The 13795-nt window shown below is 59.6% G+C and carries 12 protein-coding genes and 1 riboswitch; of the genes, 6 read left to right on the top strand and 6 right to left on the bottom strand.

Going from position 1 to position 13795, the window contains the following annotated elements; all coding sequences use genetic code 11:
- Positions 1 to 32: 32 nt before the first annotated feature.
- Positions 33 to 416, bottom strand: a complete 384-nt coding sequence (locus tag AB4N64_RS26870; RefSeq protein ID WP_460120113.1) for an MAPEG family protein — start codon at positions 414 to 416, stop codon at positions 33 to 35.
- Between the two features lie 50 nt (positions 417 to 466).
- Complete coding sequence (locus AB4N64_RS26865) at positions 467 to 1300, bottom strand: EamA family transporter (protein ID WP_460120111.1); 834 nt, start codon at positions 1298 to 1300, stop codon at positions 467 to 469.
- Positions 1301 to 1530: 230 nt separating this feature from the next.
- Between AB4N64_RS26865 and AB4N64_RS26860 the strand changes: the two genes are divergently transcribed.
- Together AB4N64_RS26860 and AB4N64_RS26855 are read left to right on the top strand one after the other, a co-directional pair.
- A complete protein-coding gene (locus AB4N64_RS26860) occupies positions 1531 to 2700 on the top strand; it encodes an MFS transporter (protein WP_460120109.1) in 1170 nt (389 codons plus the stop codon).
- A gap of 267 nt (positions 2701 to 2967) precedes the next feature.
- Complete coding sequence (locus tag AB4N64_RS26855; protein ID WP_460120107.1) at positions 2968 to 4974, top strand: patatin-like phospholipase family protein; 2007 nt, start codon at positions 2968 to 2970, stop codon at positions 4972 to 4974.
- Between the two features lie 49 nt (positions 4975 to 5023).
- Here AB4N64_RS26855 and AB4N64_RS26850 read toward each other — a convergent pair whose 3' ends face one another.
- Positions 5024 to 5908 carry a formate/nitrite transporter family protein gene (locus AB4N64_RS26850; RefSeq protein ID WP_460120105.1) on the bottom strand — a complete coding sequence of 295 codons (885 nt, stop codon included), beginning with the start codon at positions 5906 to 5908 and terminating at the stop codon, positions 5024 to 5026.
- Between the two features lie 210 nt (positions 5909 to 6118).
- Positions 6119 to 6511: an acyl-CoA thioesterase gene (locus AB4N64_RS26845; protein ID WP_008033312.1), complete on the bottom strand. Its 393-nt coding sequence runs from the start codon at positions 6509 to 6511 to the stop codon at positions 6119 to 6121.
- 198 nt (positions 6512 to 6709) lie between these two features.
- Positions 6710 to 6808: riboswitch (S-adenosyl-L-homocysteine riboswitch) on the top strand.
- 22 nt (positions 6809 to 6830) lie between these two features.
- Between AB4N64_RS26845 and ahcY the strand changes: the two genes are divergently transcribed.
- The 4 genes from ahcY (at position 6831) to AB4N64_RS26825 (ending at position 12361) form a co-directional block, all read left to right on the top strand.
- On the top strand, positions 6831 to 8240 hold the full coding sequence (gene ahcY, locus AB4N64_RS26840) for an adenosylhomocysteinase (protein WP_460120104.1): 1410 nt from the start codon (positions 6831 to 6833) through the stop codon (positions 8238 to 8240).
- A 188-nt stretch (positions 8241 to 8428) separates the two neighbouring features.
- Complete coding sequence (gene metF / locus AB4N64_RS26835) at positions 8429 to 9274, top strand: methylenetetrahydrofolate reductase [NAD(P)H] (protein WP_460120102.1); 846 nt, start codon at positions 8429 to 8431, stop codon at positions 9272 to 9274.
- A 193-nt stretch (positions 9275 to 9467) separates the two neighbouring features.
- Positions 9468 to 10271 carry a substrate-binding periplasmic protein gene (locus tag AB4N64_RS26830; protein WP_460120100.1) on the top strand — a complete coding sequence of 268 codons (804 nt, stop codon included), beginning with the start codon at positions 9468 to 9470 and terminating at the stop codon, positions 10269 to 10271.
- A gap of 224 nt (positions 10272 to 10495) precedes the next feature.
- On the top strand, positions 10496 to 12361 hold the full coding sequence (locus tag AB4N64_RS26825; protein WP_460120098.1) for a DEAD/DEAH box helicase: 1866 nt from the start codon (positions 10496 to 10498) through the stop codon (positions 12359 to 12361).
- Positions 12362 to 12464: 103 nt separating this feature from the next.
- Here AB4N64_RS26825 and AB4N64_RS26820 read toward each other — a convergent pair whose 3' ends face one another.
- Both AB4N64_RS26820 and AB4N64_RS26815 read right to left on the bottom strand, forming a co-directional pair.
- On the bottom strand, positions 12465 to 13043 hold the full coding sequence (locus AB4N64_RS26820; RefSeq protein ID WP_368555815.1) for a YceI family protein: 579 nt from the start codon (positions 13041 to 13043) through the stop codon (positions 12465 to 12467).
- A 31-nt stretch (positions 13044 to 13074) separates the two neighbouring features.
- Positions 13075 to 13626 carry a cytochrome b gene (locus AB4N64_RS26815; protein WP_460120096.1) on the bottom strand — a complete coding sequence of 184 codons (552 nt, stop codon included), beginning with the start codon at positions 13624 to 13626 and terminating at the stop codon, positions 13075 to 13077.
- Positions 13627 to 13795 lie beyond the last annotated feature (169 nt).

Below are 13795 nucleotides of genomic sequence, written 5' to 3'. Positions count from 1 at the left end.
GCTCGCGAGAGGTTCCGCGCAACAGCAAAGATTCAGGCAGACACCACAAAGAAACTGACAATCAAACCCATACCCACAAACCATACCAACGATCGCAGGATCGCCCAGTCCGCCAGGTAGCAAATGATGTAGAGCAAGCGACTGGTGATGAACAGAACCGACAAGACATTGAGCGTTACCAGTTCGGCGTTACCCACCAGGTGCGCAACGACCACAGCCGCCGCAAACGCCGGGGCGATCTCAAAACTGTTCAACTGCGCCGCATGCGCACGCCGGGCGAAACCCTCGAGCGATTCGAGAAAATCCCTGGGATCGTGATTGTCACTCAGCCGGTATCCCCCGCTGACCTTGGCCACCAGCGTGCACAGATACGGCAATAAAAACGCAATCAAGACGCACCACAGCGCTACATTCATAAACGTCATCCCTTGTTGGCTTCCAGGTATGGAGGCAATAATTTGGCGGGTCAGAGCTTCATGACCATCATGCCGATCAATACCAGCCCACAGGCTAAGAGCCGCGGTCGACCGAAAGGTTCTTTCAGGTAGCGCATACCAAACAGCACCACCAGAATCACACTGATCTCGCGCAAGGCCGCAGCTTCGGCAATCGACCCCAACTGCATCGCCCACAGCACCAGAGCGTAGCTGAACAACACGCAAAACCCGACCGCCAGGCCCAATCGCCACTGCTCACGCCAGAACAGCATGAAGGCCGGACGCTTGCGCACCAGTGCCAGTAATGGAAACGGCCAGGCGCTGAGCAGGTTGACCCAGGCCAGGTAGTCCAGCGGGTACGACCAGCGCCGCAAGGCCTGGCCATCGATAAAGGTGTAGCAGCCGATGCACAGGCCAATCAGCGCCACCACAGGCAACATCGACCATGGCAACCGCGCCCCGCCCCCGCCCTGCCACAGCAGACAGAGCATGCCGAAGGGAATCAGCAGGATGCCGAAGATCTGCTGATGGGTCAGCACTTCCCCGGCGAAAATCAGCGTCAGTGCCAGCACCACCAGAGGCGACAGGCCGCGCATCAATGGATAGACCAGCCCCAGGTCGCCGACCCGATAGGCCTGGACGAGCAAATAGCGATAGAGCAATTCGAACGCCGCCGACGCCAGGATCCATGGCCAGATTTGCAGCGGCGGCAACGCCACGAAAGGCAGCATCAGCGCGACGAACAATAGCGCCACGCTGTCCATGCAGGCCACCACCAGCAATCGTTCAGCGCTGAACTTGATCAGCGTATTCCACGCTGCATGTAACAGCGCCGCTACCAACACCAAAGCCGTTGCAAGCACGGCAGACTCCTTTTTGCTCGCCCCCACCCCTTCCCTGTAGGAACAACGAGACGGGAGAATTGATTCGCCATATTTCAGCAGCTGTTTATACTGCAAGCGACCACGCCGCACTCAGTTACGCACAGACCAATTCCAATAATTCCTGCCTCGGTCCGTTTTCTCAAGCTAACGGCCCCGGGCATGCGCCTGCCTGATCGTAGCGTCAAGACTATAGAAAAGAGACCTTGCGCATGCCCCTCGCCTTGCTTGCCCTCGCTGTCGCCGCGTTCGGCATCGGCACTACTGAGTTTGTCATCATGGGCCTGCTGCCCGATGTCGCCCGCGACCTCGCAGTCAGCATTCCCCACGCCGGATTGCTGATTACCGGCTACGCCCTGGGCGTGGTGTTCGGTGCACCGATCCTCGCCGTCGGCACCGCCAACATGCCACGCAAAGCCACTTTGCTGGGTATGACACTGATGTTCATCCTCGGCAACATGCTCTGCGCACTGGCACCCAACTACGCCACGCTGATGGCGGCTCGTGTGGTGACCGCGCTGTGCCATGGCGCATTTTTCGGCATTGGGTCGGTGGTAGCCGCCGGGCTGGTGGCACCGAACAAACGAGCCCAGGCCATCGCCATGATGTTCACCGGCCTGACCCTGGCCAACGTGCTCGGCGTGCCCCTGGGCACCGCACTGGGACAATACGCCGGCTGGCGCTCGACGTTCTGGGCGGTGTCAGTGATCGGTGTGATTGCCGCCATTGCGCAATGGGCCTGGTTGCCGAAGCACATCGCCATGGACAAGGCCAACCTGGCCAGCGAGTTCAAGGTGCTGGGCAAGGCCAACGTACTGCTCGCCCTGGGTATGAGCGTATTGGCCTCGACCAGCCTGTTCAGCGTGTTCACCTACATCGCGCCGATCCTGCAGGACATCACCGGCGTCAGCCCCCACGGGGTGACGATCATGTTGCTGTTGTTCGGCGTCGGCCTGACCGCCGGCAGCATGCTTGGTGGTCGCTTGGCCGACAGTCGCCTGCTGCCTTCGCTGGTGGGCATGGCCCTGGCGGTGGTATTGGTCCTGGCCGCTTTCACCCAGACCAGCCATTCGGTGATCCCGGCAGCGATCACCCTGGTGTTGTGGGGGATTTTTGCCTTCGCCCTGTGCCCGATCCTGCAACTGTTGATCATCGATCAGGCCCATGAGGCGCCGAATCTCGGTTCAACCCTGAACCAGAGCGCCTTCAACCTCGGCAATGCGGCGGGTGCCTGGGTCGGTGGCCTGGTGGTTGCCAGCGGCGCCGACCTGGCTGACCTGCCCTGGACCGGCGCGCTGGTCAGCGGCCTCACGGTGCTGACTGCGTTGTATTTCATTTATCGACAACGTCGCACCGCAGCGGCGTTCGATGTCACCGGTTGAGCGAGCAAACCATCCGACAGCCAGTCAGAAACGCGCTGCTCAACTTCAAGGCAATCTGGACGCAAGCTGTATGACCTGTCCTAAGGCGTCTGCCTCTGCCTGCTAAACCACTGCTGAAAGGCCCAGGCCAGAGCCTTTCAGCGCTTTTTCAGCGACGTCATGAACCGGCATGCGGGCATATGTAGCAACTCATTGCTCCATGCGCTCACCCCCTCTCAACTCGTCTAGAGTGCCGCCTCTACCAGCACACTCAACGGACGAGACACCATGCCCCGCCTCACCCTCTCCCCCGCCATTCCCCCAATTTCTCTGCCGCAAACACCGGTTCAGCGCCCATCGACAGGCACCACGAACACCGACTGGAGTGACTTCATCAAGGGGACGGCACACGTCGGTCAGGGCCGATCTGAAACCCTGGTGCACTCATTGACCGATCGCAACCTGTCGATTCGCCGTTTTGAAAACGGTGTGATCGAAATGGACCTCAAGCGTCCACCCATCGATCGCCTGGTGCTCAGCGGCGGCGGCGCCAAAGGCGTGGCAATCTCCGGAATGGTCAAGGCACTGGAGGAAAGCCAGACCATAGGCACCCTGCGCATCCTCTCGGGATCATCCGCCGGGGCAATTTCCGCGGCGTTTCTGGCCAGCGGCATGACTTACGCGGACTTCGACAAGATGTCGGACGAAACCAACCTCGTGTCACTGCTCGACAGTCAAAGCAAAGTACTGGGACCGATACAGCACGCCAGCTCTACGGTTGGCCGAGGCATCGTGAAGATTCCGGGCAAGGTCGGCAGTATCGGGCGGCTGTTGTGCGACCTGATGCCCCGCCTGCAATCCAAGGCCTCGCCGCTGGAGGCTCTGATTCACGAAAAAATGGTCGAGTCGGTCCTGTCGCGTGCCAATCAGGCGCTCAACGACCGACAGCCACTTTCGCAGGCAAGTCGCACTTGCCTGGAGAACATGAAAACCAACGGCTACGTAACTTTTGGCGACCTGGCGACGCTGAGCAAGGACCTGCCCGAAATCAAGCAATTGCACATCACCGGCACCGCCATGTTCGACGGGCGTCCGCAAATGGTGGTATTCAACGCCAGCCTGACCCCAGACATGGACGTGGCTCGCGCAGCCCATATTTCAGGCTCGCTGCCGGTTGTCTTTGCCAAGCCGTCTGAGCAACAGCTGCCATTTCAGGTGGATGGAGAGCACACGTCGTTTCAGGACGGCGGCATCATGCTCAACACGCCGATCATGGATTTGTACGAACCACAATTCGCGATGAGTGCGATTCCCGATAGTGAACAGTTGATACTCAAGTTCCAGAGTGGGGGCGCCGGCAAGAAGAAAGATCACGGCACACTGCTCTCGGCAGTGGCCGACAAATTTATCGGCGCGCCCTATTCCGCCCGGCACGCACACCAAACCGATGCCATCAAAGGGTTTGCCGACAGTATCGTCACCGTTCGACTGAAGACCGAACGGGGCAACTTCACGGGTACGTTACAAGGCACCGTCAATTTCAACATGGCGACAGAGCTGAAAAATCATTTGCAGGAAGAACTGCACATCGATGTGCAACGGTACCTGGAGCGCCATGAGGACAGCGAAACCTACCGCTTCAGCTCCATAGGCGGAGCACTGCTGGCACTGGACGATTCGATGTTCGCAGCAGCCGCCGACGAACTGCTAGATGATCCGGAATCAGCGGCAGTCATCGAGTTCCGGCAGCACGCTCAACAGGCGCTGGAAAACTTGAAGCAAGCCCTGACCGATGCCACCGCCACAACGAAGGAGGGTTCCCTGGCACTCGACGCACCTACACGCGATGCCATGCGCACACTGGATCAGCTCGGTGACGCCCCCGGGAAAATCGATTGGCTGGCCAGAAAGCTCAACCACGGCAACGATCCGGCGTATATGTTGCTGCTTCAAACCATCAAGCGCCTGGATGCCGGAGCAACCGGGCCGAAGTCGATGGTGTTGAGCGCGGCGATCAAGGAAATGGGCGTGCGCGATATCGTCACCAAAAGCGAGAATTTCATTCGCGAGGTGATCTACCCCTCGCTGTATCGACTCGACCAGCCGAATTCGAACGTCAAGCTGCTGAATGGCGCCATTGCCGATTTGCGTGAAGCCCAGGACAGCCATGGTTTTAATGCCGTGTTGCGCCGGATCGCCGATCAATATGTTTCGCGCACTTTCCCGTCCTCATCGCTGCCGTTCAACTCGACAACGGTCGATCAGGCTCGCGCGTGGCTGATTCCCGGGGTGTAACCGCCCCCCCCGAAAGCGTGAACCAACATCGACGCCTCGCTCCGGCTCATCACCGGTCGTCGTCCTCATCGACCGGAGCGCTCGCGACGCTCTGGTCTTTGGGCGTGCCGGACTCGCTGCGAATCTGCGCGTGACTGATCAACGCGAAGATGAAGCTGCCACCAATGATGTTCCCCGCCAGCGTGGGACCGGCGAACACCAGCCAGAAATCCTTCCAGGGCAGTTCTCCGGCGAACACCAGGTAAGAAACCTCCAGCGACCCGACCACGATGTGGGTGAAGTCGCCCAGTGCCATGAAGTAAGTGATAAGCACGATGATCCACACTTTCGCGCTTTCCATGGACGGGATCATCCAGACCATGGTTGCGATCATCCAGCCGGAAATGATGCCCTTGGAGAACATCTGGCTGGGATCGCCTTCCATGACCTTGCGCCCGATGTCGAGGAAGGCAATGTCGGTCTTGCTGTCAAAAATCGGCAATTCCAGCATCACATACGCCACCAGAAGGGTGCCGCATAGGTTACCTACCAACACCACCGACCACAGCCGCAGCAATCGGGCGAAGTTGCCAAGCGTGGGGTTGCTCATGATCGGCAGCACGGCAGTCAGGGTGTTTTCGGTGAACAGTTGCTGGCGGGCGAGGATCACCGCAAGGAAGCCCGCGCAGTAACCGAAACTGGCGATCACCTTGAAGCCGTCGCCCTCCGGCAGACGTGAGTTCAGCAATCCCATGGCCATCAGCGACAGGCCCATGGTCAAGCCGGCGGCGAGAGCCGACCACCAGAGTGCAGCGATGCTGCGCTCCAGTTCCTGATCGCCTTGGGTGCGAATGATTTCATGCAGCACCGCTGCGCGCGGCGGCTGGTTTTTCTCGACCTCATGCTGTTCCTTGGGCGTGAGATCGGGGGTCGTACCGTTTGTTGGCGTAGTCATGGCCTAAACATCAGTGATGGATGATTTAGCTACGACCTCTGCCACCGTCAATACGTTCTGTACCCCCTGAACCTGAACCTGTGGGAGCGGGCTTGCCCGCGATGGTCGTCAACGATAACGCGGGAAATCTGGCTCCCCGCGGTGCCTGAGCCACCATCGCGACGGTGAGACAATTCGACTTGCTCGATCCTGAAGAATGAGGGGGAAAAGTCACTCGTCCTTGAACTGATCCTTGACGTACTTGATCTCGGTCCGGCCATGGGGCGCGGGCAGGCCGTCTTCGCCGAGGTTGACGAAGACCATCTTCTCCACCGTCAGGATGCTTTTGCGGGTGATCTTGTTGCGCACTTCGCAGGTGAGGGTGATCGACGTACGGCCGAATTCGGTGGCGGTGATGCCCAACTCGATGATGTCGCCCTGACGTGAGGCGCTGACGAAGTTGATTTCGGAAATGTACTTGGTGACCACGCGCTGATTGCCCAGCTGGACGATCGCGTAGATCGCCGCTTCTTCATCGATCCAGCGCAATAGGCTGCCGCCGAACAGCGTGCCGTTGGGGTTGAGGTCTTCGGGTTTGACCCATTTGCGGGTGTGGAAATTCATGGGGGCTCCGGGCATGGGTTGTGGGGGCGATAGGGGTTTGGCCCCCAGCTTCAAGTTTTAAGCGGCAAGCTGCAAGCCACAAGTCAAAAGTCGATCCGCATTTACTTGCCGCTTGTAGCTTGTCGCTTGCCACCAGGCGGATAAAGAAAGCTATAATCACCGCCGATTTCAAAACGGCTCCTACCGTTTTCCCGCCACCTGTCCGAGGGGCGCTGCAGCAGGTTCGACCTGTCAGGCTCGGATGGGGCGTTGTCAGGCTTATGCCCGACGCCAAACGCACAACGGCGCCCATTCGCATACATTACGAATGGAGGCTCTCATGAGCGCTGTAATCACGTCCGCAGATTTTACCGACTACAAAGTCGCCGACATGTCCCTGGCCGCCTGGGGCCGCCGTGAAACCATCATCGCCGAGTCGGAAATGCCTGCCCTGATGGGTCTGCGCCGCAAGTACGCCGAAGAGCAACCGCTCAAAGGCGCTAAAATCCTCGGCTGCATCCACATGACCATTCAGACTGCCGTGCTGATCGAAACCCTGGTTGCCCTGGGTGCCGAAGTGCGCTGGTCGTCCTGCAACATTTTTTCGACCCAGGACCAGGCCGCTGCCTCCATCGCCGCAGCCGGCATCCCTGTTTTTGCCTGGAAAGGCGAAACCGAGCAAGAGTACGAGTGGTGCCTGGAGCAAACCATCCTCAAGGACGGCGCCCCTTGGGATGCCAACATGATCCTCGACGACGGCGGTGACCTGACCGAGCTGCTGCACAAAAAATACCCGCAGGTGCTGGAGCGCGTTCACGGCGTGACCGAAGAAACCACCACCGGCGTACACCGTCTGCTGGACATGCTGGCCAAGGGCGAACTGAAGATCCCGGCCATCAACGTCAATGACTCGGTGACCAAGAGCAAGAACGACAACAAATACGGCTGCCGTCACAGCCTGAACGATGCCATCAAGCGCGGCACCGACCACCTGCTGTCCGGCAAGCAAGCGCTGGTTATCGGTTACGGTGACGTGGGCAAAGGCTCCGCTCAATCCCTGCGTCAGGAAGGCATGATCGTCAAGGTTTCCGAAGTTGACCCGATCTGCGCCATGCAAGCCTGCATGGACGGTTTTGAACTGGTCTCGCCTTTCATCGACGGTATCAACGATGGCACCGAAGCCAGCATCGACAAGGCCCTGCTGGGCAAGATCGACCTGATCGTGACCACCACCGGTAACGTCAATGTTTGCGACTCAAACATGCTCAAGGCCCTGAAGAAGCGCGCTGTTGTCTGCAACATCGGCCACTTCGACAACGAAATCGACACGGCTTTCATGCGCAAGAACTGGGCATGGGAAGAAGTGAAGCCACAGGTACACAAGATCCACCGTACCGGTGCTGGTGCATTCGACGCCCAGAACGACGACTACCTGATCCTGCTGGCCGAAGGCCGCCTGGTGAACCTGGGCAACGCCACCGGTCACCCAAGCCGCATCATGGACGGTTCGTTCGCCAACCAGGTACTGGCGCAGATTTTCCTGTTCGGCCAGAAGTACGCCGACCTGTCGCCAGCCCAGAAAGCCGAGCGCCTGACCGTTGAAGTACTGCCCAAGAAACTCGACGAAGAAGTGGCCCTGGAAATGGTCCGCGGTTTCGGCGGTGTCGTGACTCAACTGACCAAGACCCAGGCCGACTACATCGGCGTGGCCGTCGAAGGTCCGTTCAAGCCGCACGCGTACCGGTACTAAAAGCAGCTACGAGCTTTGAGCTTCAAGCGGCAAGCAAGGTCAAAAGCCGGCCTCGCTGCACGAAGTTCAGCGCTCTGCACCCATTTGCGAATACAGCCTCATGTTGCAAACCCCAGGCACGAGAGACGAGCGCACCTGCGCTTCTCTTACAGCTTGTGGCTTGCAGCTTGAAGCTGGAGGCCCCCTCCATGTCCCAAGACCGTCGCTACAGCTTCGAATTCTTCCCTACGAAGACCGACGCTGGGCATGAAAAGCTGATCGCCACTGCCCGTCAGTTGGCTACCTACAACCCCGATTTCTTCTCCTGCACCTATGGCGCTGGCGGCTCGACCCGTGATCGAACCCTCAACACCGTTTTGCAGCTGGAAAGCGAAGTCAAAATCCCGGCCGCCCCGCACCTTTCGTGCGTCGGCGACAGCAAGGACGACCTGCGCGGCCTGCTGAACGAGTACAAGGCTGCCGGCATCAAGCGCATCGTTGCCCTGCGCGGTGACCTGCCGTCCGGCATGGGTATGACCAGCGGCGAGCTGCGTCACGCCAATGAGCTGGTTGAATTCATCCGTGAAGAAACCGGCAATCATTTCCACATCGAAGTCGCCGCCTACCCGGAAATGCATCCGCAAGCGCGCAACTTCGAAGATGATCTCGCCAACTTCGTGCGCAAGGCCAAGGCCGGCGCCGACAGCGCGATCACCCAGTATTTCTTCAACGCCGACAGCTACTTCTATTTTGTCGACCGTTTGCAGGCGCTGGGCGTGGATATTCCAGTGGTACCGGGGATCATGCCGATCACCAACTACAGCAAGCTCGCGCGCTTCTCCGACGCCTGCGGTGCGGAAATCCCGCGCTGGATCCGCAAGCAGCTGGAAGCCTACGGCGATGACACCCAAAGCATTCAGCGCTTCGGCGAGCAAGTCGTCACCGAGATGTGCGAACGCCTGTTGCAGGGTGGCGCACCAGGGCTGCACTTCTATTCCATGAACCAGGCCGAACCTAGCCTGGCCATCTGGAATAACCTGAAGTTGCCGCGTTAAGCGACAAACCAGGCATCGATCAAAAAATCGCCGTTTTTGACGGTTTCTGCGAGTGCCACACTCCATAGCAGAGACCGCCGAAGACGGCGATTTTTTTGCTTCTCATGCACATTTTTTGTGCAGCAATGCACGGAGCCAGAGCTTCTGGCGAGGGTTTCTGGCGATTTACGGTTTCTCGTCGTAATCTCAAGCCATGCCTTTGATCACCCAACTTCTCTCCCTGGTGCTTTTCACTTGCCTGAGCTTCGCCGCCCGGGGCGAGAAATTGCGCATTGTCACTGAGCCCTGGGCACCTTACGTCTTTGAGGAAGATGGCAAAGCGCTGGGCCTGGATTACGAAACCACGGCCATTGTCTTCAAGCGATTGGGGATCGAAGTCGAGTGGCAATTCCTGCCGTGGAAGCGCTGCCTGTCCATGCTCGAAACCGGGCAGGCCGATGGCGCGCTGGATATTTTTCACAGCGAGGAGCGCGATGCCACCTTGCTCTACCCCAGCGAGCCGCTCTCGCAGGTCCAGTTCGTGATGTTCTACGCCAACGAGCGCCCTCACCCGTTTCGCACCCTGGAAGATCTCAAGGGCCTGACCATCGGCACCTCACCTGGCTACCTGTACAACCCGGAATTCCGGGAGTCGCCTCTGTTCATCCGTGAGCCGGCGCCCACTCATGAGGCCAACTTCGGCAAGCTGCTGCGCGGGAGGATCGACCTGCTGATCACCGACCGCCGCGTGGGCCAGCATTTGCTCGACGAGCTGAACATCCGCGACAAGATCAGCGAAAACCCGACTGTGATCAGCCAGCAGAGCCAGTTCCTGGCGGTTCGGCGCAATGCCGGCATGGACCTGCTGGTCCAACGGTTTGGTGCCGAGCTCAAACGTTTCAAACGCGAGCCGGCCTACGCCGAGCTCAGTGCCCGTTACGGCGCGGCGCCCAAAGTCAGCGAGTCCACGGCTGTCCTGGATAAAACCGTTGAGCAGCAGGAAAGCAGCGCACAGTGATTGCTCTGTTATACTCCGGCGTTCCCGCCAGGCTCACGCCCGGACGCTCGAACCTGTTCAAGGCATCTCGACCCGCTACAGCGCAGCTTTTCAGCCCGCGCGAGTGCTCCAGATGTGCTTCCAGGGCTCAGCAGGACCGGACGGGATTGCGTTGCTCTTGAACGCCATTCGCGCCAGGCAAGACTCCCATTTGGGCCCAGCTCTAACTCACAACAGGATTACTCATGTCCTTTGCTTCCCTCGGTCTCTCCGAGGCTTTGGTCCGCGCTATCGAAGACGCGGGCTATACCGAGCCTACTCCGGTGCAACAGCGGGCCATTCCCGCCGTGTTGCAAGGTCGCGACCTGATGGTTGCGGCTCAGACAGGTACTGGTAAAACCGGCGGTTTCGCCCTTCCGATTCTGGAGCGGTTGTTCCCCAACGGTCACCCGGACAAATCCCAGCGTCACGGCCCGCGCCAACCGCGCGTGCTGGTCCTGACCCCGACCCGCGAACTCGCCGCCCAGGTTCACGACAGCTTCAAGGTCTACGCCCGTGACCTGAAGTTCGTCAGCGCCTGCATCTTCGGCGGCGTCGGCATGAACCCACAGGTTCAGGCCATGGCTCGCGGTGTCGATGTCCTGGTAGCCTGTCCGGGCCGCCTGCTCGACCTCGCAGGTCAAGGCAGCGTCGATTTGTCCCACGTGGAAATCCTCGTGCTGGACGAAGCCGACCGCATGCTCGACATGGGCTTTGTTCATGACGTGAAGAAGGTCCTGGCCCGTCTGCCGGCCAAACGCCAGAACCTGCTGTTCTCGGCGACCTTCTCCAAGGACATCACCGACCTCGCCGGCAAGCTGCTGCACAACCCCGAACGCATCGAAGTGACGCCGCCGAACACCACGGTCGAGCGCATCGAGCAGCGCGTGTTCCGCCTGCCTGCCAACCACAAGCGCTCGTTGCTGGCTCACCTGATTACCGCAGGCGCCTGGGAACAGGTGCTGGTGTTCACCCGTACCAAGCACGGCGCCAACCGTCTGGCCGAGTACCTGGACAAGCACGGCCTGAGCGCTGTGGCGATCCACGGCAACAAGAGCCAGAACGCACGCACCAAGGCCCTGGCCGACTTCAAGGCCGGCAGCGTGCGCATCCTCGTCGCCACCGACATCGCCGCCCGTGGCCTGGACATCGACCAGTTGCCACACGTGGTCAACTTCGAGCTGCCTAACGTCGACGAAGATTACGTACACCGCATCGGCCGTACCGGTCGTGCCGGTCGCTCGGGCGAAGCGATCTCGCTGGTCGCTCCGGACGAAGAGAAGCTGCTCAAAAGCATCGAGCGCATGACCAAGCAGAAAATCGCCGATGGCGACCTGATGGGCTTCGATGCCAGCGCCGTGGAAGCCGAGAAGCCGGAAGTACGCGAACGTCCGGACGTGCGTAACCCGCGCAATGCCCGTGGCCCGCGTGGCGACGGTCCGAACGGCAGCGGCGGTGGCGGCGGTCGTAAAGACAAAGGCAAGGACAAGGGCGGTAAGGAAAAACCTGCCGCCAGCGGTCGTGGCGAGCGCCCGGCGCGTGAGCAGAAACCCCGCGAAGGCACAGCGCGCGAGCAGCAGCGCCCGGCGCCACGCGCGGCCGCTGATCGTGCCCCGGACGAGTTCCTCGATGACGACATCGATAACTTCGGTAACCGTGTCGACTACGTGCCCCAGGCCAAACCGGCCCAGGGTCGCGGTCGTCGCCCGGGTGCTCCGGCCCAAGGCTCGGCTGGCGGTGCCGGCGCACCACGCAACGGTGCCAAGCCTCAAGGTCGTCAAGGCGGCCCACGTGGCGGCGATGCCAGCGGCTCCTCGACCGGCAAGCGCAGCGGCCCTCGCAATGGCGCACCACGTGACGGCCAGGCCCGTCGCGAAGAAGGTCGCAACCGTCGTCCGGCCCGTGACGATCAGCCGCGTTCGGAACCGGCCGTGCAGAACACCCGCAGCCCGGCACCGAAGATCATTCACAAGGAGTCCAAGGCTGATCGCTTCCCGACGCCTGAACAGCTTGATCAATTGCCAGTACGCCCTCGCGGCGAAAAACCAGCGCTGCTGACCCGCAACCGCTGAGTTTTCATCGCAACAAAAAAATGCCCCGGCTCGCAAAAGCCGGGGCATTTTTTATGCTTCACCACAAACCCAAACAGGTGGGAGCACTGTGTGAGGGCGAAAATTACTTCGCTTTCACACCTTCAAACGATACGTACAACTCAACGGTATCAGACGCTGGGCCCAGGTCTTTCTGCTTGCCGAAGTCGGAACGCTTGATGGTGGTCGTGCCTTCGAAACCGGCACGGTAGCCGCCCCATGGATCCTTGCCTTCACCCAGGAAAGTGGCCTTGACCACGACTGGCTTGGTCACGCCCAGGATGGTCAGATCGCCGGTCACATCGGCAGTCTTCTCACCGGTGGACTTGACGCTGGTGGAGACGAAGGTGGCCTTGGCGAACTTGCTGGCGTTCAGGAAGTCAGCGCTGGCGATGTGCTTGTCACGCTCGGCGTGGTTGGTGAACACGCTGGCGGTATTGACGTTGAACTCGATTTTGCTGGCTTCAGGCTTGGCAGCGTCGAAGCTGAACTTGCCGTCGATGTCCTTGAAAGTACCGGTGATGTAGCTGTAGCCCAGGTGGCTGATCTTGAAGTCAACGAAGGCGTGCTGGCCTTCTTTATCAACAACGTAATCAGCGGCCATTACGTTGGCGGACAGTACGGCAGAACCGATTGCCAGAGCGGCCAGAGTCTTTTTCAACATGCTTTCTTTTCCTTTGAGTCGAGGTTGAACTTCAGGCTTTGCGACCGAGCATTCGCGTCAGGGTCGCATCACGATCGATAAAGTGGTGCTTCAATGCTGCCAACGCATGGAGACCGGAAAAAATTACCAGCGCCCATGCCAGATACAGATGAATCACCCCAGCGGTATCTGCCTGGTCCGGTAGTCCGGAGATCAATGCAGGCACTTCAAACAGGCCAAACACCGGGATACCGACACCGTCTGCGGTGGAAATCAGGTAACCGGCAATCATCACAGCGAACAGACCGAAATACAGAAACCCATGGCCGAACTTGGCGCCAATGCGGGTCATCCGGCTGTAGCTTTGCAGCGTCGGTGGCGGTGGACTGACAAAGCGCCACACCACCCGCAGCAGCATCACACCCAACAGCACCAGCCCAATGCTCTTGTGCAGGTCCGGCGCGTCTTTGCGCCAGGTGCTGTAGTAGTCCAGCCCCACCATCCACAGACCGAGTGCAAACAGCCCATAGACCGCCAGCGCTACGCCCCAGTGCATGAAGATGCTGACCCAACCATAGCGTGAAGAAGAGTTACGTAGCTGCATTGCCCAAATCCTGTGAGAACTGCGAACCAAGACTATCGAGTTATCTATCGAATTAAAGCGGAAAATTTCGCTTTGAAATATCGAGAAATACGATCAAGAGTCTGAAATAGACGCGTTAAGGAAAGATTAAAGGCGAAAGTGTGACGGGGTGTTAGGGGGCAGGCTCAAT

The sequence above is a fragment of the Pseudomonas sp. S2_C03 genome (assembly GCF_054668405.1).
This window is presented reverse-complemented; position numbering and strand designations above follow the sequence as displayed.

What these genes read in the sequence shown, in the direction of transcription:
- AB4N64_RS26845 (WP_008033312.1), bottom strand. Translation starts at nt 6,511, where the DNA reads ATGAATTTCCACACCCGCAAATGGGTCAAACCCGAAGACCTCAACCCC.
- AB4N64_RS26820 (WP_368555815.1), bottom strand. Translation starts at nt 13,043, where the DNA reads ATGTTGAAAAAGACTCTGGCCGCTCTGGCAATCGGTTCTGCCGTACTG.
- AB4N64_RS26830 (WP_460120100.1), top strand. Translation starts at nt 9,468, where the DNA reads ATGCCTTTGATCACCCAACTTCTCTCCCTGGTGCTTTTCACTTGCCTG.
- AB4N64_RS26850 (WP_460120105.1), bottom strand. Translation starts at nt 5,908, where the DNA reads ATGACTACGCCAACAAACGGTACGACCCCCGATCTCACGCCCAAGGAA.
- ahcY (WP_460120104.1), top strand. Translation starts at nt 6,831, where the DNA reads ATGAGCGCTGTAATCACGTCCGCAGATTTTACCGACTACAAAGTCGCC.
- AB4N64_RS26870 (WP_460120113.1), bottom strand. Translation starts at nt 416, where the DNA reads ATGAATGTAGCGCTGTGGTGCGTCTTGATTGCGTTTTTATTGCCGTAT.
- AB4N64_RS26855 (WP_460120107.1), top strand. Translation starts at nt 2,968, where the DNA reads ATGCCCCGCCTCACCCTCTCCCCCGCCATTCCCCCAATTTCTCTGCCG.
- AB4N64_RS26815 (WP_460120096.1), bottom strand. Translation starts at nt 13,626, where the DNA reads ATGCAGCTACGTAACTCTTCTTCACGCTATGGTTGGGTCAGCATCTTC.
- metF (WP_460120102.1), top strand. Translation starts at nt 8,429, where the DNA reads ATGTCCCAAGACCGTCGCTACAGCTTCGAATTCTTCCCTACGAAGACC.
- AB4N64_RS26860 (WP_460120109.1), top strand. Translation starts at nt 1,531, where the DNA reads ATGCCCCTCGCCTTGCTTGCCCTCGCTGTCGCCGCGTTCGGCATCGGC.
- AB4N64_RS26825 (WP_460120098.1), top strand. Translation starts at nt 10,496, where the DNA reads ATGTCCTTTGCTTCCCTCGGTCTCTCCGAGGCTTTGGTCCGCGCTATC.